This is a genomic window from Alteromonas sp. AO-Serp (genome assembly GCF_017849675.1).
GTDB classification, from domain to species: Bacteria; Pseudomonadota; Gammaproteobacteria; order Enterobacterales; family Alteromonadaceae; genus Alteromonas; species Alteromonas macleodii.
On the sequence record NZ_JAFLMX010000223.1, the window covers coordinates 1 to 18,838 of the forward strand.

Genomic DNA, 18,838 nt, shown 5'->3' on the forward strand with positions numbered 1-18,838 from the left:
GTGCGCAAGAGGCGCACGAAGCGATCCGCCCTTCAAACGTGAGCATTAGTGCTGCGAGTTTAGGTGATATGGAACGCGATGCACAGCGTCTTTATGAGCTTATTTGGCGCCAGTTTGTGGCCTGTCAAATGACTCCAGCTAAGTACGACGCAACCACGATTAAAGTGGCAGCGGGTGATTACGAGCTGACGGCGAAAGGCCGCGTACTTAAGTTCGATGGTTGGACTCGCGTTCAACCTCAGCTTCGCAAAAAAGGCGAAGAAGAGCTCATGTTGCCTGATGTACAAAAAGGCGATGTGCTTGACTTAAAAGCGCTTGATCCTAAACAGCACTTCACCAAGCCTGTAGCGCGATTTAATGAAGCTTCGTTGGTAAAAGAGCTTGAAAAACGCGGTATTGGTCGTCCATCGACCTACGCCAGTATTATTTCGACGATTCAAGATCGCGGCTATGTGCGCTTAGAAAACAAGCGTTTTTATGCCGAGAAAATGGGCGAAATCGTAAACGATCGTCTGATGGAAAACTTTGACGATTTAATGAGCTATGACTTCACTGCCAACATGGAGCAGCATCTTGATGATATTGCTGAAGGCAAGAAAGATTGGAAGGACGTGCTCAACGACTTTTACAGCGGCTTCTACGGAAAACTGTTAAACGCTGAGAAAGACCCTGAAGAGGGCGGTATGCGCTTGAATCAGGCAGTGCCTGCAGGTGTTGAGTGCGATAAATGCGGCCGTGAAATGAACGTGAGAACCGCGTCAACTGGCGTATTCTTGGGCTGTTCAGGCTACAATTTACCGCCGAAAGAGCGCTGCACAAACACCATGAATTTAACGCCTGGTGACGAAGTCGTGAAAGTGGACGATGAAGAAGAGCTCGAAACAGAAGCGCTTCGTTCTAAAAAGCGTTGTCCTAAGTGCGGCACGGCGATGGACAGTTACTTGGTTGACGAAACCCGTAAACTTCATGTGTGTGGTAACACACCAACATGTGATGGTACCTTAGTTGAAACAGGCACATTCAAAATAAAAGGCTATGATGGCCCTATTATTGAGTGTGACAAATGTGGCAGCGATATGGAGCTTAAAAACGGTCGTTTTGGTAAGTATTTCGGCTGCACCAATGAAGAGTGTAAGAATACTCGTAAGCTTCTTAGAAATGGCGAAGCTGCGCCGCCAAAAGAAGATCCGGTAGATTTACCTGAGCTTCCGTGTGAAAAGTCTGACGCGCACTTTATGCTACGTGATGGCGCTTCGGGAATTTTCTTAGCGGCGCATAACTTTCCAAAGTCGCGTGAAACTCGTGCGCCGAAAGTGGAAGAACTTGCTCGCTTTAGAGATAGAATTTCGCCGAAATTCTACTATCTTGCTGATGCGCCACAAACAGACCCTGATGGTAACCCTGCAATAGTTCGATACAGCAGGAAGACCAAACAGCAATACGTGATGTCTGAGAATGACAACGGTAAAGCAACAGGATGGTCTGCGTGGTACGACAATGGCAAATGGCAGGAGCAAGCCGCTAAAAAGCCAGCGACTAAAGCCAAGAAGAAGTAACGCCTTTACATCGGAAAAGGTAAAAATAGACCTTTAATTGAAATTCACAAGCCCGACATTGCTCGGGCTTGTTACGTAGTTAAAAGACGGTAAGCGTCTGCAAAGCGTATCAATAGAAACAGAGTAACAGAGAGTAATTATGGCCTCCTTACAAGACCAACTACTGAAAGCCGGTTTGGCCGATAAAGCATCTGCAAAGCAAGCGCGTGCAGATAAACGCAAAAAACAAAAGCAAAAGAATAAGCAAAAACAACCTGTCGTTGATGAAGCGACTATTGCTGCTCAACAAGCAGCTGAAGAGAAAAAAGCGCGCTCACGCGAGCTAAACCAGCTTCAACAGCAGGAGCGAGAGAAGCGCTCAATTATTGCGCAGGTAAGGCAGCTTATTACGGTAAACAAACAACCGCGCAATGGCGAAACTTTACTTAACTTTACACACGACAACGTAGTAAAGCGTCTGTATGTAAGTGAAGAGATGCATAAGCAAGTGACAAAAGGTCGTTTGGCTGTTGTATTGTTAGATGACGCTTATGAACTAGTACCAGCCCCCGTTGCTGACAAAATTGCGCAGCGCGACGAGGCTTCAGTTATTTACCGTGCTGATTTAGATAAGAGCGGAGCCGACGGTAAAGATGAAGAAGAAGATGATTGGTACGCCGATTATGAAATTCCAGATGATTTAACCTGGTAGGCCCTCAAATTCATTCTCGTAGCCGCGCTCTGTATCACAGAGCGTGGTAAGGGGGAAAGTCGACGTAAAAAAGTTTCAATAATTCGCCCCCTCCCAATACGTCGTTGTGCCAATGGCGAACGACTTACCACTGAACATTCTCTGTTAAAAAATTCAACACGTTGATCTTTAGTAATTTTTACTTTTGCCGTTAACAAGCAATCTTTCTCATAACTACTTACGGTTTTCTCTACTATAGTTTTTTAGTCCTTACCCTGTTGAGCTTTGAAATACAGCAAAGATAAACAGGCCTACGTTACTCATTTTATTTGCATCGAATGTTTTTTCTTAGTTTTGGAGGGGTGCCATGGGTGTCTCAATTAAGTGGTTCTTCAGTGTTGTGGTGTCGTTGTGTGTGTCTTTTTCAGCAAATGCAGGACTATTCAAAATTTCTATTAACGATCTTGGTGGTTTAACACCTTCACAATCCAGTGTTTTTGATGATGCAATCGCTTATTGGGAGTCTTACCTAATAGGCGTTCAAAGCGAGTTTAATCACAATATTGTTATAGATGCGAGTGGCGTTGCACTTGATGGTGTGGGTGGCGTATTGGGTAGTGCTGGCCCAACGGGTATCACTCAGCTACCAGACAGCACTTTTGTTTATGCAAATAAAGGCCGCATGCGCTTTGATACGGCAGACCTTGCTAGCTTAGAAAGTCGCGGTACGCTTTTTGATGTCATCGTACACGAGACGGCCCATGTAATTGGATTTGGAACATTGTGGACGACCGACTTTTTTATTGCGGGCAGCCAATCTAACTACGTCAGCGGTTCAGGGCGTTACACCGGAGAGTACGCTTTGGAAATTTATCGCCGCGAGTTTGTTGAAAACGCCACATTTATTCCTGTAGAACTGGGGGGAGGAGCCGGCACTGCCAACAGTCACTGGGACGAACCTTGGCCTGGTGGTTCATCAGACCTAATGACAGGGTATTTGGGGCCATATCCAATTTCGTTAAGTGATACCACTGTAGCGTCGTTTGCTGATATTGGCTATTTGACTACGGTTACTCATGCAGTAAGTGAAGCCGCAACGGTATGGCTATTTCTATTTTCAATGGGACTTGTTGTAAGAAGGCATCATCAAAGGTCAACAGGCGCTAGTACACGTCGTCTACAAATTTTTCAGGCGATGTCGGTCTAGCAGCGTCGAAGCGCTTGCGCAGAACAAAATGCTAAATCTATGCTGGGCGAATAATCTTGAGTGATAGTTTCTATCAATCAGTATGTGCACATATTTTTGGGATTTTTGGCTTATTCTAAAAACATGCGTTTAATGTACTTACAAGTCAAGCATTCCATTGGTAGAATCATGATAGAAGCTATCTATCATGATTAAGGTATTGGTCTTTGGATATTCGTCAGCTCCGGTTTCTGGTCGCGTTAGATGAGACGCAGCACTTCGGTAAAGCGGCTAAGTCGTGCAATGTTACACAACCCACGCTTTCTTCACGCCTTCATAATTTAGAAGATGAGCTTGGCATTCAGTTGGTGGCTCGCAACCACAGATTCCAAGGCTTTACGCCGGAAGGTGAAAGAATTTTGGCATGGGCAAGGAATATCTTAGCGGCGTGTGACGGATTACAAGCGGAAGCTGCATCGTGCAAAGGTGCCTTAGTTGGCCGACTTCGGATTGGTGCCGTTCCTCTAGCGAGTGTCGATCCTATCGACATTATTGACACCCTCTCAAAACAGCACAGTGCACTACAGTTTTCCTTACAAACACATAGCAGTGAGTATATCGTTAACGCGCTACACCGTAACGAGCTTGACCTGGGTCTTTGTTACCTTGAAGGCATGAGCGCGCAACACTTCCATATTTTGCCGTTTAAAGCTACACCAATGGTGTTGCTGTATCACCCTAATCATTACTGCTTTGAGCAAGATACCCTAAGCTGGCAGTCTCTTTCATCACTGCCACTTGGGTTATTAACACCTTCAATGCACTTTAGGCAGTCAATCACGTTAAACATGGCTAATGTGGGCGTGAACAATGAGCCTGTTATTGAATCAGACTCGGTTCATTGTTTACTGCAAGCAGTGAAAAAGGGGATGTGTTGTACGATCCTTCCAACCAACGTCGCAAAGGCCAATGATGATTTAGGGCTCGCCTATGTTACTGTTGACGATGGTAAAACCATTTCGCCTTTAGGGCTCATCATGCGAAAAGGCGAACCCAGCTCTCCCATTGCAAAGCAATGCTTTGAGTTTTTAAAAGGATATGAGGAGATTTTCAATAAAGGAGGCATATGCAGTGAGTAAAGTGAATACGACACTCATCGGTTTAGTGCTTGCGGGTGGTCAATCGCGTAGAATGGGGCAAGATAAAGCACTTATGCGTTATCAGGGCCGTACTCTCATCGATAATGCTTCGTTACTTTTACAGTCTGCGAGTTGCGATAAAGTGTTAATTAGCCGCAACGCGCCAGGCTTTTTGAATGACAAAATTGAAGATGCAGGTCCGCTTAGCGGAGTACATGCTGTTTTAGACGCACTATCTCAACCTGATAATCACAATGGCAATCCTTGTGAACTACTTGTTCTTCCCGTTGACATGCCGCAGATGACGCCCGAGCTTTTGAGAATATTAGTCTCGCGAGGGCGAGAGGCTGAAAAGGCATGTTATGTGGAAAAACGCTTTTTGCCTTTCTATTTACCCGTTACTCAGGACACCAAAGCCCTCTTAGCCAACTATCTAGTTGAGCAAAGTAAAAGACGAGTGGTAGGATTTTTAGAAATTCTCAATGCAGTTTCTCTTAAAGAAGGCGACCTCAAAAAAATAGCGCGTAAAGATGAAAGCGATAACAAAAAGCGTCTCGCAAATATGTCCAATGAAGATGGCGTAGAGTGGTTGAATGTGAATACTCCAAGTGATTGGCCACATGAAAAGTAACACTGAACAACACGCATTAGTTTTAGATGCTACACCCTATACTCAAAAGTTTGCCCTTGCCGAAGAAGTCGCTTTAAGCATTAGTTATAACGGTATTAATTATGCCGTAATGCTGATAACCCCAAACGACATTGAAGATTTCATTGTGGGCTTCAGTTTAAGTAACGACATTATCGAACATCCCCGCCAGCTTTACGGTATTGAATTGACGCATCACAAAGAACACATCAATGCGGAAGTTGAAATTGCCAATCAGGCGTTCTGGAAGTTAAAGGAAAATAAACGGCAATTGGCGGGGGCGTCGGGCTGTGGGCTCTGCGGTGTTGAGGCATTAGACAACGCTTTGCCTCAATTGACGTCTATTGATGTATCGCCTTTGCCTGATGTGAGCTGGTTTAAAGGATTGCGAAGCCTTATATCTAATGCGCAAGCATTAGCTCAGCAGAGCGGTGCGGTGCATGGAGCGCTCTACATTGATGCTAAGCGCAATGTGCTGGCATGCCGAGAAGATATAGGAAGGCATAATGCTTTTGATAAATTAATTGGTGCTATCACCACCAAAAAACTCTTTCAACCTGAAGGTATTGTTGTGCTCACAAGCCGCTGCAGTTTAGAGTTGGTTCAAAAAGCGATAAGAGCTAAATTACCTTTGGTAGTGACGCTATCTGCTCCTACAGCCTTATCAGTAAAGTGGGCAAGCCGTTATGGTCTCACCCTGATCCATGTACCTAAGTATGACCCTCCAAGAGCTTACGCACCGCAAGAAAAGTAGTGCGCAGCGAGCCAGTTAGAAACAAAGGGCCTGTACTGATAAGTACCGGATAAGCAACGAAAAGCTTACACCGCAGAGACTGCTATTCGGCCATCTGATTCAGATTTCGAAAGTTTGATCGCGATAAATTTCGATGTTGGTGTGAACGTGCCATCACCGTAACTTTCTAGTGGTACTAACGGATTGGTTTCGGGGTAATATGCTGCTGCTTGACCTTGCGGGATGTCGTAAGCCACCAACATAAACTGTTTAACTTGGCGTGTTTTGCCGTCGTTCCACATTGACGTAATGTCGACTTTATCGCCATCGTTAAAACCCAGCTTCTTAATGTCACGTTCATTGACAAACAGAACGTCCCGCGCGCCAAACACGTTTCTGTAGCGGTCATCCATACCATAAATAGTTGTGTTGTACTGATCATGAGAGCGCAGTGTTTGTAAAATGAGGTCCGGCTCTTCACCTTTCGCAACGAGGTCAGCATTTAGCAGTGAATCAGGCAGGGCGTTAGCAGCAAACTCGGCTTTGCCCGATGGTGTTAACCAGCGTCTCTCACCTGCTGCATTACCTAAATGAAAACCACCTGGTTGAGCGAGTTTGGTGTTAAAGTCTTTAAAACCGTCTATGGTGTCGGCAATGAGCTCACGAATATTGTCGTAATCGCTTATTAAGAAGTCCCAGTCTACCGGCGTGTTGCCTAACGTCGCCTTCGCGATACCAGCAATAATAGCGGGTTCAGAGCGAAGTTCGGGCGAGCTTGGCGGAAGTTGGCCATAAGAAATATGGACCATAGAAAACGTATCTTCCACAGTCACGCCTTGTTGCCCGCTAGCCTGCATGTCAATTTCAGTACGTCCCAAGCAGGGTAATATAAGCGCGTCTTTACCTGTGGTTAGGTGAGAACGATTTAATTTGGTGGCGATATGAACGGTTAAGTCGCATTGTGACAGCGCAGCGTGAGTACGCGGCGTATCTGGCGTCGCCTGGGCGAAATTACCGCCTAAGCCGATGAAAACTTTGGATTCACCACTTTCCATAGCCTGGATAGCTTGAATCGTATTGTGACCTCTTTCTCGTGGAACGGCGAAGTTAAACTTGTTCTCTAATGCGTCAAGCAATGCTTTGGGGGGGACTTCGTTAATACCCACAGTTCTATCCCCCTGCACATTGCTGTGGCCACGAACGGGAGAAAGCCCTGCACCAGGCTTGCCCACGTTTCCTCGTAGTAGTTGTACGTTCACTATTTCCTGAACCGTAGCTACTGAGTGCTTGTGTTGGGTGATCCCCATTGCCCAGCACATGATCACCCGTTCTCCACGTCTGTACATGGTTGCCGCGTGACGTATTTCGTCTTTTGATAAACCGCTCTGCGCTTCAATATGCTCCCAGTTCGTCGCTTCAACGGCACTCAAATAGTCGTCCATTCCATTGGTATGTGCGTTAATAAAGTCGTGGTCGAAGACGGGAGGAGCATTGTTTGCTTTGGCTTCTTGTTCCCAAGTTAACAGCCATTTAGCGATGCCGCGCATAACCGCCATGTCACCACCAAGAGCAGGCCTGAAATAGGCGGTATTGGTTGGCTCAGAGCCATTGGTTAGCATTTCAACGGGATGCTGCGGGTTTTGAAATCGTTCAAGCCCACGCTCTTTTAACGGGTTGAAGCATACCACTTGCGCCCCTCTTCGTACTGCTTCACGAAGAGGTTCTAGCATGCGAGGGTGGTTAGTTCCCGGATTTTGGCCGATAACAAAAATGGTGTCTGCTTTTGCAAAATCATTGAACGTAACTGTGCCTTTGCCCACGCCTATCGTAGGTTTCATACCTTGCCCCGACGCTTCGTGGCACATATTTGAACAATCGGGAAAATTATTTGTGCCAAATGCGCGTACGAATAACTGATATAAATAGGCGGCTTCGTTACTCGCCCGCCCGGAGGTATAAAACTCCGCCTGATGAGGGGAATGTAACCCCTTCAAGTGTTTGGCAATAAGTGCGAAGGCATCGTCCCATGATACTGGTTCGTAATGGTCTGCTTGAGCATTGTAGCGCATAGGGTGGGTGAGTCTCCCTTGTGACTCAAGCCAGTAGTCGGTGTGCTTTTTCAGTGAGCCGACCGAATACTTTGAGAAAAATGTTGGGTCTACATAGCGACCGGTAGACTCCCAATTCACTGCTTTAGCACCATTTTCACAAAACTTTACTAAACCACTTTCTGGTGATTCACCCCACGCACAGCCTGGGCAGTCAAAGCCTTTGTCTTGGTTCGTCTTGAGCATGGCTCGTAGATTCTTAAGTGGCTTTTCGCTTTGGATCCAGCTCTGGGTTACACTCTTTAGTGCTCCCCATCCGCCAGCGGGTTTGTTGTACGTTTTGATGTTACGCTTATCACTCATGTTCTGCCCCTGTGTCTACGCGGGCATTTGCCCTTGTCTAAAAAACCTAACCAAGACTTTTTGTCTAAAAAGCGTAACCATTCTGGTTACGGTATTCCAATTGATTACGCTAACTAGATGATAGGGTTCATCAATTAACCGCTTATTTCCAGTCGCCTGTCTTTAGTGCATAGGGGGACATGTCTGTAATCTCATGGGAGTAGGGATACACACCCGAAATATGTGTTACCGAGAGTACCGAAAGAGACACAAAGCGCTCTGCACCTTCAAATGCGGTTATATTCGATTCGAGGGATTCGATACTCGCCTTTGCTTTAATAAACAGAAGGTCACCTGTTTCATTATCCCAAAAACACAGACCGACGCGTGGGTCTAGTAGGATGTTGCCCAAGGTATTAAAGAATTTATTACCGCTAAAATCGGGAAAGATTAACGAATTCCCTTCCACTTTAACAAAGCCTGCTTTGCCCCCCCTGTGAGAAACGTCTAGCCCTTCATTCGCTGCATGGCCTAAAGATTTATGTCGTGAGGCAATAAAAAACGTTTCAGCCCTTGATATTAGCGAGCGTGCGCTTGGGGTGAGCACATTCGATGTTGAAGTAAAAAATGTAGAATCACCGGCACCTACTGTGTTTTTCATTGGGGCAGTCTGAACGGCACGTTGTTTTTTGACTGTGGTTCGTTTATGAATGTATTGGGGGCAGTTACCGAAACTTTGATCTACCAATACCGTAAGGTTTTCATTAGTTGCGTGACTTATCGTACCGTTCAACCGATTTCTTCGCCTTGTAGCGTATTCAATGCCGACGATTCCAATTTTGCTGCCTGAAGTCACGTCGAGATTTAACGAGTGTTGCATCATATTCCAAACTTCTACTGGTAGGCTAAAGCGCAATTGGGTAGCAGAGGGACTTTCTATGAAATCTCCTTCTCCCCAAACAGGCGTGGCTACAGGGTGGCCTTTTTCGTCTACCAAGGCGAAAACAGTGAACGGACTGGATGTAAAGAACTGCCTGTGTTGTTCCGGCATAAAGCTACGGATAAAACCATTCGTCCGCTCACCGATTTCCCTGTCAATTTCCAGCTTTTTTTGCAGTGCAATTTCGCCTTGATGAAACGCTGGGTTCAAGGATGATAGCTTAGGTAGAGACATAACGACCTCAATTAACTATGCGGACTGGTATTGCGCGCTGGTGCGATGTCAGACGCTGGCATTGGAACAAAATTATCCAGACTCTCAACCGCATTTATCCAGGCATTGATAAGAGGAAACTTGGACAACGATATTCCTCCTTCAGGGGCATGAGCTATATACGAATACATGGCGATGTCTGCTGCGGTAACGTGTTCGCCAACCAAAAAAGCACTTACCGTGTTTCCTAGATGAGCCTCGATGTTTGCAAGTAACGTCTCGCTGGTGGCTAGTACTGTGGGCACATGAATAGTTGCTCCAAATACGTATTCTAATCGCGCTGCGGCCGGCCCTTTAGCAAGTTCACCCGCTGAGACTGATAGCCAGCGTTGAATTAGCGCTTTTTCTTTGGCGTCCTTTCCTAGCCAATAGTCACTGTCTGCGTATGCGTGGATCAAATAAACCAGAATGGCATTGGAGTCAGCCAACGTGATATCACCGTCTGTTATCACGGGGACTTGTTTAAACACGTTGAGTGAGCTGAAGCGTTTACTCTTGTGCTCGCCTTTGGCCATGTCAGGCTCAACGGTTGTGAAAGGGATGGCATTCAGTGCCATAAACAATGAAACCTTGTGGCAGTGGCCAGATTTAGGGTTTTGAATCAAAACAATAGGGCTTTTTGGCAATGTATTGCTTGTTGGATTTGTCATAAATTCATCCTCTCAATAGAAATGGTTAGTTGGGTGTTATTATCAACATTGTTTACAGCTCAAGCTCGGACAGAGTGGGAAAATCGTCAGGGCGTCGTTCGCCATCCCACGTGAACTTTCGGTCACTTTCTGAAATAGGATGTTCGTTGATACTGGCAATACGTTTTTCCATTAGGCCATCAAGGTTGAACTGCCAATTTTCATTACCGTAAGCTCTATACCATTGACCAGAATCGTCCTTGTACTCGTATGCAAAGCGCACTGCTATGCGGTTTGCGTTGAATGCCCATAGCTCTTTTACTAATTTATAGTTGAGCTCTTTGTTCCACTTTCTCGTCAAAAAACTCACTATTTGAGCACGTCCTTCAATAAATTCTGCTCGGTTGCGCCAACGGCAGTCAAAGGTATAAGCACCTGCAACTTTTACCGCATCTTTGGTGTTCCATGCGTCTTCAGCAAGGCGCACTTTTTGCGCTGCGGTTTCAGGTGAAAAGGGGGGAAGCGGTGGTCTCATAAATAACTCCTGTAGGCATTGGGCTGTAGTGTAAAAACATTAACCTGAACGAAAATGTGTAAAAGCTGATAGCGATACTAGAACTTTCCTTTTATTTAATAATTAGCTATTTTTGAAATTTATAATTTCATTGAGTGAAATAATATGGACAAGCTTTTGTGCATGAGAGTGTTTGCAGAGGCTGCTAAGTCGGGAAGCTTTGTAGGAGCTGCAGACGCGATGTCGATGTCAGCGCCTGCGGTGACTCGGTGTATTGCACATTTAGAGGCACAGTTAAATACTCGACTTTTTCATCGCACAACGCGGCAAGTGAAATTGAGTGAGGTTGGTGAACATTACCTCATTCATGTTTCACGTATACTGGCAGATATTGAGCAAAGTGAAGCTGCTGTGTCTGGCATTGATTTAGTGCCCAGAGGTGAGCTTAATATCACGGCACCAATTTTGTTCGGCGAACGTTATGTAACGCCAATAATATCCCAATTTCTTAAGGACTATCCCCACATTAGGGTTAACGGGCATTTTCACGACGATGTGGTGAATCTAATTGATAGCAATATGGATGTAGCAATACGTATAGGTAACCCGAAAGACTCCTCGCTTTACGGTGTTACGGTAGGATACGTACGGCGTGTAACCTGTGCGGCGCCTAGCTACTTGGCGAGTCGCCCGGCCATAAAAAAGCCAGAAGATTTAAAACGGCATAGTGTGCTTTATCCGACGCGCTTTAACGAGCCAGCGGTATGGACGTATCACAAAAACGGCAGACCTATTGCCATTAAGCTCACACCTCGTTTTCAATCCAACCAAAACAGAGCGGCTATTAACGCCGCCATTGCAGGCGTTGGGGTTGTTCGGTTGATGTCCTACCAGGTTGCTGAAGCACTTAGAAGTGGTGATTTGGTAAGTTTGTTAGAAGATGTGGAAGACAAAAAGTTGCCTATACAGGTGGTAAGTGTTGAAGGGCGTAAGAACCTTACTAAGGTTAAAATGTTCATTGACTATGTCAAGGCAGGGTTGGCGAACAACGAGTATCTTAACCCTAGGGCCTGAATAATCCAGAGTATCTTGGCCTACGCGTGTGGTGCTCAGGCTGCAGCATAAGTTGTGGGTAAAATGGGTTGCGTTACACTAAACCAATCGTTATCGTCGCAGAGATTTTAAAGTTAGTATTTTAAAATTGGCATCTTAAAATTTGTATTTTGACATCTAAAACTTTAACAGGATCTGTTAAAGGCGCTACTCAAACGTTAATAATAAAAAATCATCGAGGCAACATGGTTTCCTGGCAATCACTTACATTTAATGAACTGACTAATCATCAACTCTTCGACTTGCTCAAGCTGCGTGTCGATGTTTTTGTCGTTGAGCAAAACTGTGCCTATCCGGAGCTTGACGAAAAAGACCGCCATCCGAAAACTCATCATTTAATGGGGTTTCAAGATAACAAATTGGTAGCGTGTGCACGATTACTTGGCGAAGGGGTTAGTTATCCATCGGTGAGTATCGGTCGAGTAGCTACCAGCGAAGCTTTCAGAGGTAAAGGGGCGGGCAGAGCACTTATGCGTGAAGCCATTGATCATTGTGAGGCGTTATGGCCAGGCTGTGATATTGAAATTGGCGCGCAAGAGTATTTAAAACGGTTTTATGAAGGTTTTGGGTTTGAAGCCACTTCGGCTATGTACTTGGAAGACGATATTCCTCACATCGATATGAAAAGAGCAGGCACGGCAACAGCGTAGCTCAGTGCCTAGCTCGAAATATTGGTTGGCATGACCTTTTATGGCCCAGGCGTTTAACCTAATAATTATGTTTACCCGTGCCAACCGATAAGCTGTGCTTTTATGTGCACCTAGATACCATCAACCCTAACGCTTATTTGGCATCGGGTAATTGGGAGACTAATTCATCTAGTCCGCTTACCACCGTGTCAGGCGCTATTGCTAACGGGTAAAGTACCTTACCGGGGCGTGCAATGAACGCGGCTTGCCAGCCTGCCTGTTTAGCACCAGCAATATCCCAACCGTGTGCCGCCACTAACATAGCGTCTTCTGCTGCTATACCCATTTTTTCAATAGCCCACTCATACGTGCGTGTATCGGGCTTATATAAGTTAATGTCTTCTACACTTAGTCGCTCGTCGAAATAGGACAAAAGATCAGCATTCTTAAATTGAGTATACACGCCTTGATTAGACGAGTTGGTAAGGCTTACTAGTTTATAACCCTTGTTTTTAAGTGCCTGTAAGCCATCGCGCACGTCAGGATGGGGTGGTAGGCTTCGCAATGGCGTGACAATTGCCGTTTTCGCTTGCGCTTTGGTCAATTCAATACCTTCAATTTCAGCCACCATCAGCAAGGAGGCTACGCCAATTTCTCCAAAGGTATGAAAGCGGCCAGTCGTTGAATCAACCAGTGAATGATGCAGCATAGTAGAGAACCACAGTGGCAACAAATCATCTCGACCGCCCAAGGCTTCGCCTACCGAGCTGCGCATGGCGGTGAGGTCAAGCAAGGTCTCATTAACATCGAAAAAGATAACCTTTGGTGCTCGCAATTCCCGTGCAGACATTGCTGTATTCTTATCAGGCTGCGCGGCACCCCTGGTGTCTGTCTGAGCGAAGACTGGTGATGACAATAGACTAATGCCTACAGCGGTTGCGCAACATAGCCTTGAGAGTAATGAAGAAGGTGAGCGAGCCATAATTATCCTTTATAAAATTTGAACGAGTGTTCAAATTAGGCGGGATAACACATGAATGCAATAGCTAATGAGACGAAACGACTATTTTCTGGTGGTCAACCGATAGCCGTTGCCTCTCAGAGTTTCAATAAATATGGCATCACTGCTGTGAAGCTTTTGTCGCAGCCTACTGATATACACATCAACAACATTAGTTAGCGGATCGCTGTGACTTCGCCATACTCGACTTAATATGCGTTCTCGAGACAGCACTTTTTCAGCATTTTCTGCGAAGTAGTAGAGCATGTCGTATTCTAGTTTGGTGAGCGAAATCTCTTCCCCAGACAATGTCGCAATACGTGACTCGTCATCGATGTTTAACGGTCCGATGGTGAGGCCTAATTGGGTAACCGGTGTATTCGTCACTCTTCGGCTTAAGGCCGTTATGCGCGCAAGTAGTTCGTCAAAGTCAAATGGCTTGCACAAATAGTCATCCGCGCCTTGTTTTAAACCATTCACGCGCTCGCGCACTTCGTCCACCGCGGTTAGCAACAAAACCATAGGGGCATGGGGAAGCGACTTGATTGCGGGCAGCAGCTCTACGCTATCTTCATCACCAAACATGCGATCAAGTACAATAATAGCAGGGGCTTCATGGCGAATGCGCGTGACTAAGTTGTGTAATGCCGACTCTTCGATGCACTCAAAACCTTCAGCGCTTAAGCCTCGTGATAGAAAGCGTAGCAAGGGGGCTTCGTCATCAGCAATAAGAATTTTCATTGTTGTTATGATCCTAGTCGTTCGATGTTACTTAACGGTTGTTATTAATCTAAGGACGTCGCGTGGTCTTGTAACACCGGCAGCGTCAACGTGAACTGCGAGCCTTTACCTAATGTGGAATGCGCACTCAATGTACCGTGGTGGGCTTCTGCTATCGCTTTAGCGATAGACAAACCTAGCCCCATTCCATTGCCTTTGCGCTTTAACCTAACGAAGCGTTCAAAAACGTGCTGCAAATCACTTGAAGAAATGCCTTCACCGCTATCAATGACCGATACGTTGATATTCGGGCCTTCGCTCTCAACGCGCAGCACAATGGGCGTATCGGGATAAGAATATTTGTGCGCGTTTTCGATAAGGATGGTCAGTACCTGCGCAATTCTGTCTTTGTCGATGAGCACTTGGACCTCAATATTGGCAAGCCATTTAAGATCTAAGTCTCTTGGCTTTGTGAGCTTTTGCCATAACGCCATATTTTGTGTAAGCAGGTTATGTAAGTCAGATTTAACCAGATCTACAGTAAATTCGTGCATCTCGGCACGCGCTAGCAGCAGCAAATCATCAACCAACTTACTTAAGTTCACGGCTTGCTCAAGTATGGTTTCTAGCGTTTCTTTATAAATCTCGTTGCTAGCCGCAGCCTGCCTAAGGGTTACCTGCGCTTCGCCACGAATAATGGTTAACGGCGTGCGCAATTCGTGACTTACATCAGCCATAAATTGTCGGCGCTTTGCGTCCAGCTGAGTGAGTTTATTGTTGGCTTCTTTTAAAGCCCGGGTTCGGCTCTCCACTTCAAACTCTAAGTGCTTACGATGGGCATCAGCCTGGTCTTCGTGTTCTTGTAGTCGCGCTATCATCGAATTTAGTGCTTTGACCAAGTCAGTAAATTCGCTATCCAGGGTTTCAGGCAATCGATAGTGGTAGTTTCCCGAGGCAATGGCATCGGTACCCGTGCGAATAACTGTAAGCGGCTGATACAGGGCATTGAATAGCCAATAACAACCCAGTAGAATGAAAGGACAGGTGATAAGGCCTAAACTGATAGTAAACCACACAATGCTGCTGTTTAGCGTTTCAATGCTAGCGTTAATGCGCGATACAACGCCTGTTTGGCGGTTTACTGCAGAGTTGATGGCCTCCCTAAACTGGTTGTCGATAGTTACTTCTAGTAATGTTTGAAGGCGCTGCTGTTGATTAAGTGGAGTACTGTCGTTACTTAGTGCAATAGCTCTAAACTCTTCCACAATGCCTTGAATCAGCGCTTCAAGTTCATCGGTATCTTCAACACTTCCTAATGTTGCCTCAAGCCCTAGTGCTTCGCGTTGGGCAAGTTCCAGAGATTTTATACGGTTCAACGAGTTTTCTATTTGTTGTTGTTTGTTTCTCACTTTCGCTTGGTTCGCATTCTTGCCAAAAATAAGCTCATCGGTTAGCTGTTTGAAAAGCCTGTAGGAAATACTTGATAACTGCTGGTGCTCTGACAGCAGGGATTGAGCGAGTTGAGCTTGCGCTAAGTTAGTGCGCGTTAAATGCGCAGATACGGCTGCACTGGCTAAAGCAATCAACAGAATAAAAGTGGAAAGTAGCCCAAAAAGGTAGAGTTTACGTTTGTACATTGGCAGCAGCGTTATGATTATTTGTCACTATATACGCTAAACGTAATTTAATGGTGCAGTTTCACGGCAATAAAATAGTAAGTCTGAGCAGATGGGCTACCAGCGACATGTCGTCTGAATTGGTGTAAAAATAGAACGTAAAAAAGGGCGAGAGAGAGAAAAGTACGTTCATAAAAGTCGTGATCACTATGAAAACGTAATCGTTTAAGCCGTGCGCTCAAGAATAGACAAGGCAATATCTGTTTGATATTGGAGCTCTTCATCTATTTTCCAGTGTTTGGGGCTCCAACCCGCTAAGAACCGATAAAAGTCAGCGCAGGCGAAGGGGTACAGGTACTTCCATTCAGCAATGATAAGCGCAATATCAGCACGCTTGAAACAAGCCGAGCTATCATTGTTAGCCAATCGAGTGTGTAGCGCATCTTCGAGCGCTTGAAAGTAGGTATTGAGCAGTGCATCACGATGCTTCATGTGGGTTTGGGTTGATAGTGCACTGCCCAAAAAATACGCCACGTCCTTTATGCCTGCGCCATAACCCACGTACTGAAAGTCGACAGCTGCACAGTCAGAAAAATCTTCGGTAAAACAAAAGTTAGCCACTTTAGCATCGCCGTGCACCAAAGTGTGATAGTGAGCGTTGCCTAACGTGGTAGATATATCGACAGCATGTTGCTTTAGTAATCCATCCGACATGGCGTTGAACTCATCTTCACGGGTTGCCAAGTGCCAATAAGTGCCTTCAGGCCATAATTGTAAACTTTGGCTATCAAATTCATCTCTTACATTGACAAAGCGTGCATGAAAGTTGGCAAGCCATTTTAGAACAGTGATGCATTGCTCAGCGGTAAGTGAAGAGGCCGTGCGAGAATAGCCGCTGTGTGCTAAGTCTTCCATAACAAGAAGGGAGGCTTCGCCCTGTTGGCTGTGCCCTAAGTATTTAGCTGTACGGCACGACGCATCGGTTTGGACTTGAACGTCGCTATAAAAACAGTTCTCTACCTTAAAAGATTGGCACTTACGGTTGTGGCTAGCTTCACCATTCCAGCCTTTAGGGTGTGAGAGCCTGTGTGGCGGAGTGGCGCATTTCACAACTACTTTTAGCGCTGCTTCGTCTTCACCTTGTTGCGCGCCAAGTGGGTTTTGTTGAGCTTGGTGATACTGGCTTTCTTGGAAAGGGCTTCTCTCGTCCTGGTTCTTTGAAAAAGTATTATTAGGATAGCCCAAAGTGGCACGAAAGCACGCTCCGTAGCCACTCCAAAGAGGTTGAATCATTTGTGTGTCTAATACTTTCGCGTTACATACTTGGCTTAACCAATCTATATACTGCTGGTTTACCGTATCTGACATTTTATTCTCAACTCGGACTCGATGTTAAACGTACACTAACAAACAAAAAAGCCGCTCGAAAGCGGCTTTTACGTCAATTAGCTAGTAGTGCAATAGCGACTGAAAATTATTCAGCCACTGCTGCTACTTCGGCAACGTCATCTACCGACTGAGGAAGCGTTGTTACTGCTGATGCACGTGACGTTACGTGCGACATCGCTGCAGTTTTACCCGATACTGCGAGTGCAGGTCGTGTGTCGTCAGCTTTAGCGGTAAGCGCTACATCAACAAATGCGTCGTTTACTGCTGCAGGCAATGCCATAGGGTGCGATGCGCCACGCTTTCCTTTGCCACTCGCTGCTAGGCTCGAAGAAGGCGCTGCTGTTGTTTCAGCCTCTTCTTTAGCCGCTGGCGTATCTGCTTTCGCCTCTTGTACCTGTGCTTCTGGTTCTGCAACTACAGGTGCGTCAGCCAAGTTTATTTCAACTTGCTCTGGCGATGCTGTTGCTTCGTCTTTGGCTTCTGGCGCCGTATCAGCTTGCGTTGTTTTAGCTTCAACTGCCGGTTCCGCTTGTGCTGCCGGAGCTGTTTCTTCAACGTTGCTTTCTTGCACTGAAGTTTGAGCTTCTTTAGCCGGTTTAGCTTCAGTTGTCGCGTTATCGTCTGCTGACGTTACTTCATCAGTTGAGTCTACAGCTTCCGAAGGTTTATCGTTCGCTGAAGGTTCTTTACCCGCTGAAGGCTCTTTACCCGCTAAAGGCTCTGCATCAAACTGAAGTTCGTCCTGAACGGCTTCAACGTCAAGCTTTGCTTTCTCTTGCTTAGCAACAGGTTGCTCTTCAGCTGGCGCTAGTTGCCCAGGCTCTTTTGCTTGTGTTTCTTCGACAACAGGTGCATCTGTCTTAGCTGTTGCTTCAACTTCTGCTTCTGGCTGCTGCGGTGACAACTCACCAGGCTGTTTAGCTTGCGTGTCTGAATCGTCAACTTGCTGCGACTCTTTCTTACGACGTTGACCAGCCGCACGAACGTGACGTGGAGAGCGGCGTGAACGGCCACGGCCTTCACGTTTTTGACCATGCTCTTCACTGTTAGCGTCGGTATTCGCATCAGTGCCGTCACTGGCATCACTAGTTACCGCTGATGAGTCACCTTCACCCTTTACAGCATCCGATACTGGCTTCGCTTCAACAGGTTTTTCAGCTGACTTTTTCTCTGCTTTCACTGTTGGCTTTTGCTCATCCTTCTTCGGCTCTGCCGTGCTTTCAACCGCAGCGTCTGCTTTCGGCGCTTTAGGCTTGGCGTCAGCTTTAGCTTTGTGCTGCACTGGCGCTTCTTTGGCTACTGGTGTGGCCTGCGCTTCGTTTTGTTCAACAGTAGTTGCCCCGTTGTCATCTTTCTTCACACGGACGCTGCGGCGCTTGTCACGACGTTTTCTGCGCTCAGCAACTTCACGCTTCTTCTGCGCTTGGTTTTCTTGCTGCTCGCCGTCTTGCTTCTCGTGCTTAGGCTTTTGTTGCTCATCGCGAGGTTGTTGTGCCTTACGAGGCTTACGACCTTTGTTATTGCGCTTATCATCTTGATCTTGGCGCTGGTCTCGCTGCTGATCGCCGCGCGGTTTGCGATTATCATTCTGCTCACCATCGCGATTTTGGTCTTTACCTTGGTCTCTGTTTTGAGACTGATTGCCACGACGATTGTTCTTGTTGCGCGGCTTGCGGCGACGGTCGTCATTAT

The 18,838-nt window shown here is 46.2% G+C and carries 17 protein-coding genes; 8 read left to right on the plus strand and 9 right to left on the minus strand.

Annotated features, from left to right (window positions below; translation table 11 throughout):
- The 6 genes from QVA83_RS15165 to fdhD all read left to right on the plus strand — a co-directional run.
- Positions 1 to 1,556 (plus strand): DNA topoisomerase (locus QVA83_RS15165; RefSeq protein WP_287498640.1); only part of this gene is annotated, 1,556 nt, incomplete at its 5' end.
- 139 nt (positions 1,557 to 1,695) lie between these two features.
- Positions 1,696 to 2,247, plus strand: coding sequence for a DUF2058 domain-containing protein (locus QVA83_RS15170; protein ID WP_014976306.1), 552 nt, complete (start codon positions 1,696 to 1,698; stop codon positions 2,245 to 2,247).
- Positions 2,248 to 2,593: 346 nt separating this feature from the next.
- Positions 2,594 to 3,433 (plus strand): M8 family metallopeptidase, encoded by an 840-nt coding sequence (locus QVA83_RS15175; RefSeq protein ID WP_156078251.1) that lies wholly within the window; start codon positions 2,594 to 2,596, stop codon positions 3,431 to 3,433.
- A gap of 206 nt (positions 3,434 to 3,639) precedes the next feature.
- Positions 3,640 to 4,551, plus strand: coding sequence for a LysR family transcriptional regulator (locus tag QVA83_RS15180; RefSeq protein WP_014976308.1), 912 nt, complete (start codon positions 3,640 to 3,642; stop codon positions 4,549 to 4,551).
- Positions 4,544 to 5,182, plus strand: coding sequence for a molybdenum cofactor guanylyltransferase (gene mobA / locus QVA83_RS15185; protein ID WP_156078252.1), 639 nt, complete (start codon positions 4,544 to 4,546; stop codon positions 5,180 to 5,182). Before QVA83_RS15180 ends, mobA begins: the two co-directional genes overlap by 8 nt.
- The gene (fdhD, locus tag QVA83_RS15190) at positions 5,172 to 5,954 is read left to right on the plus strand and encodes a formate dehydrogenase accessory sulfurtransferase FdhD (RefSeq protein WP_156078253.1); all 783 of its coding nucleotides are present in this window, start codon (positions 5,172 to 5,174) and stop codon (positions 5,952 to 5,954) included. The genes mobA and fdhD overlap by 11 nt, the downstream gene beginning before the upstream one ends.
- Before the next feature lie 65 nt (positions 5,955 to 6,019).
- On the opposite strand, the gene QVA83_RS15195 is transcribed toward fdhD, so the two are convergent.
- The 4 genes from QVA83_RS15195 to QVA83_RS15210 form a co-directional block, all read right to left on the minus strand.
- On the minus strand, positions 6,020 to 8,344 hold the full coding sequence (locus tag QVA83_RS15195) for an FdhF/YdeP family oxidoreductase (protein WP_287498641.1): 2,325 nt from the start codon (positions 8,342 to 8,344) through the stop codon (positions 6,020 to 6,022).
- Between the two features lie 142 nt (positions 8,345 to 8,486).
- Positions 8,487 to 9,497, minus strand: coding sequence for a pyridoxamine 5'-phosphate oxidase family protein (locus QVA83_RS15200; protein WP_049589099.1), 1,011 nt, complete (start codon positions 9,495 to 9,497; stop codon positions 8,487 to 8,489).
- Between the two features lie 11 nt (positions 9,498 to 9,508).
- Complete coding sequence (locus QVA83_RS15205) at positions 9,509 to 10,186, minus strand: glutathione S-transferase family protein (protein WP_287498642.1); 678 nt, start codon at positions 10,184 to 10,186, stop codon at positions 9,509 to 9,511.
- 52 nt (positions 10,187 to 10,238) lie between these two features.
- On the minus strand, positions 10,239 to 10,700 hold the full coding sequence (locus tag QVA83_RS15210; RefSeq protein WP_014979105.1) for a nuclear transport factor 2 family protein: 462 nt from the start codon (positions 10,698 to 10,700) through the stop codon (positions 10,239 to 10,241).
- Between the two features lie 162 nt (positions 10,701 to 10,862).
- Here QVA83_RS15210 and QVA83_RS15215 point away from each other — a divergent pair, with 162 nt between their 5' ends.
- Both QVA83_RS15215 and QVA83_RS15220 read left to right on the plus strand, forming a co-directional pair.
- Positions 10,863 to 11,753: a LysR family transcriptional regulator gene (locus QVA83_RS15215; protein ID WP_287498643.1), complete on the plus strand. Its 891-nt coding sequence runs from the start codon at positions 10,863 to 10,865 to the stop codon at positions 11,751 to 11,753.
- A 224-nt stretch (positions 11,754 to 11,977) separates the two neighbouring features.
- Entirely contained in the window at positions 11,978 to 12,442 is a 465-nt protein-coding gene (locus QVA83_RS15220) for a GNAT family N-acetyltransferase (protein ID WP_156078256.1), read from the plus strand.
- 133 nt (positions 12,443 to 12,575) lie between these two features.
- Here QVA83_RS15220 and QVA83_RS15225 read toward each other — a convergent pair whose 3' ends face one another.
- From QVA83_RS15225 to QVA83_RS15245, 5 genes are all read right to left on the minus strand, one after another.
- Positions 12,576 to 13,403: a haloacid dehalogenase type II gene (locus QVA83_RS15225; RefSeq protein WP_014976317.1), complete on the minus strand. Its 828-nt coding sequence runs from the start codon at positions 13,401 to 13,403 to the stop codon at positions 12,576 to 12,578.
- Positions 13,404 to 13,484: 81 nt separating this feature from the next.
- Positions 13,485 to 14,162: a response regulator transcription factor gene (locus QVA83_RS15230; protein WP_014949203.1), complete on the minus strand. Its 678-nt coding sequence runs from the start codon at positions 14,160 to 14,162 to the stop codon at positions 13,485 to 13,487.
- Positions 14,163 to 14,206: 44 nt separating this feature from the next.
- Positions 14,207 to 15,778 (minus strand): sensor histidine kinase, encoded by a 1,572-nt coding sequence (locus QVA83_RS15235; RefSeq protein ID WP_287498644.1) that lies wholly within the window; start codon positions 15,776 to 15,778, stop codon positions 14,207 to 14,209.
- A 204-nt stretch (positions 15,779 to 15,982) separates the two neighbouring features.
- Positions 15,983 to 17,125 (minus strand): oxidoreductase family protein, encoded by a 1,143-nt coding sequence (locus QVA83_RS15240; protein ID WP_156078258.1) that lies wholly within the window; start codon positions 17,123 to 17,125, stop codon positions 15,983 to 15,985.
- 106 nt (positions 17,126 to 17,231) lie between these two features.
- The coding region (locus QVA83_RS15245) for a ribonuclease E domain-containing protein (RefSeq protein ID WP_502711467.1) at positions 17,232 to 18,838 on the minus strand (1,607 nt) is incomplete at its 5' end.

Excerpts from the sequence above, each read along its gene's own strand:
- QVA83_RS15170 (WP_014976306.1), top strand. The coding sequence starts at position 1,696 with ATGGCCTCCTTACAAGACCAACTACTGAAAGCCGGTTTGGCCGATAAA.
- QVA83_RS15175 (WP_156078251.1), top strand. The coding sequence starts at position 2,594 with ATGGGTGTCTCAATTAAGTGGTTCTTCAGTGTTGTGGTGTCGTTGTGT.
- fdhD (WP_156078253.1), top strand. The coding sequence starts at position 5,172 with ATGAAAAGTAACACTGAACAACACGCATTAGTTTTAGATGCTACACCC.
- QVA83_RS15195 (WP_287498641.1), bottom strand. The coding sequence starts at position 8,344 with ATGAGTGATAAGCGTAACATCAAAACGTACAACAAACCCGCTGGCGGA.
- QVA83_RS15200 (WP_049589099.1), bottom strand. The coding sequence starts at position 9,497 with ATGTCTCTACCTAAGCTATCATCCTTGAACCCAGCGTTTCATCAAGGC.
- QVA83_RS15205 (WP_287498642.1), bottom strand. The coding sequence starts at position 10,186 with ATGACAAATCCAACAAGCAATACATTGCCAAAAAGCCCTATTGTTTTG.
- QVA83_RS15210 (WP_014979105.1), bottom strand. The coding sequence starts at position 10,700 with ATGAGACCACCGCTTCCCCCCTTTTCACCTGAAACCGCAGCGCAAAAA.
- QVA83_RS15215 (WP_287498643.1), top strand. The coding sequence starts at position 10,863 with ATGAGAGTGTTTGCAGAGGCTGCTAAGTCGGGAAGCTTTGTAGGAGCT.
- QVA83_RS15220 (WP_156078256.1), top strand. The coding sequence starts at position 11,978 with ATGGTTTCCTGGCAATCACTTACATTTAATGAACTGACTAATCATCAA.
- QVA83_RS15225 (WP_014976317.1), bottom strand. The coding sequence starts at position 13,403 with ATGGCTCGCTCACCTTCTTCATTACTCTCAAGGCTATGTTGCGCAACC.
- QVA83_RS15230 (WP_014949203.1), bottom strand. The coding sequence starts at position 14,162 with ATGAAAATTCTTATTGCTGATGACGAAGCCCCCTTGCTACGCTTTCTA.
- QVA83_RS15235 (WP_287498644.1), bottom strand. The coding sequence starts at position 15,778 with ATGTACAAACGTAAACTCTACCTTTTTGGGCTACTTTCCACTTTTATT.
- QVA83_RS15240 (WP_156078258.1), bottom strand. The coding sequence starts at position 17,125 with ATGTCAGATACGGTAAACCAGCAGTATATAGATTGGTTAAGCCAAGTA.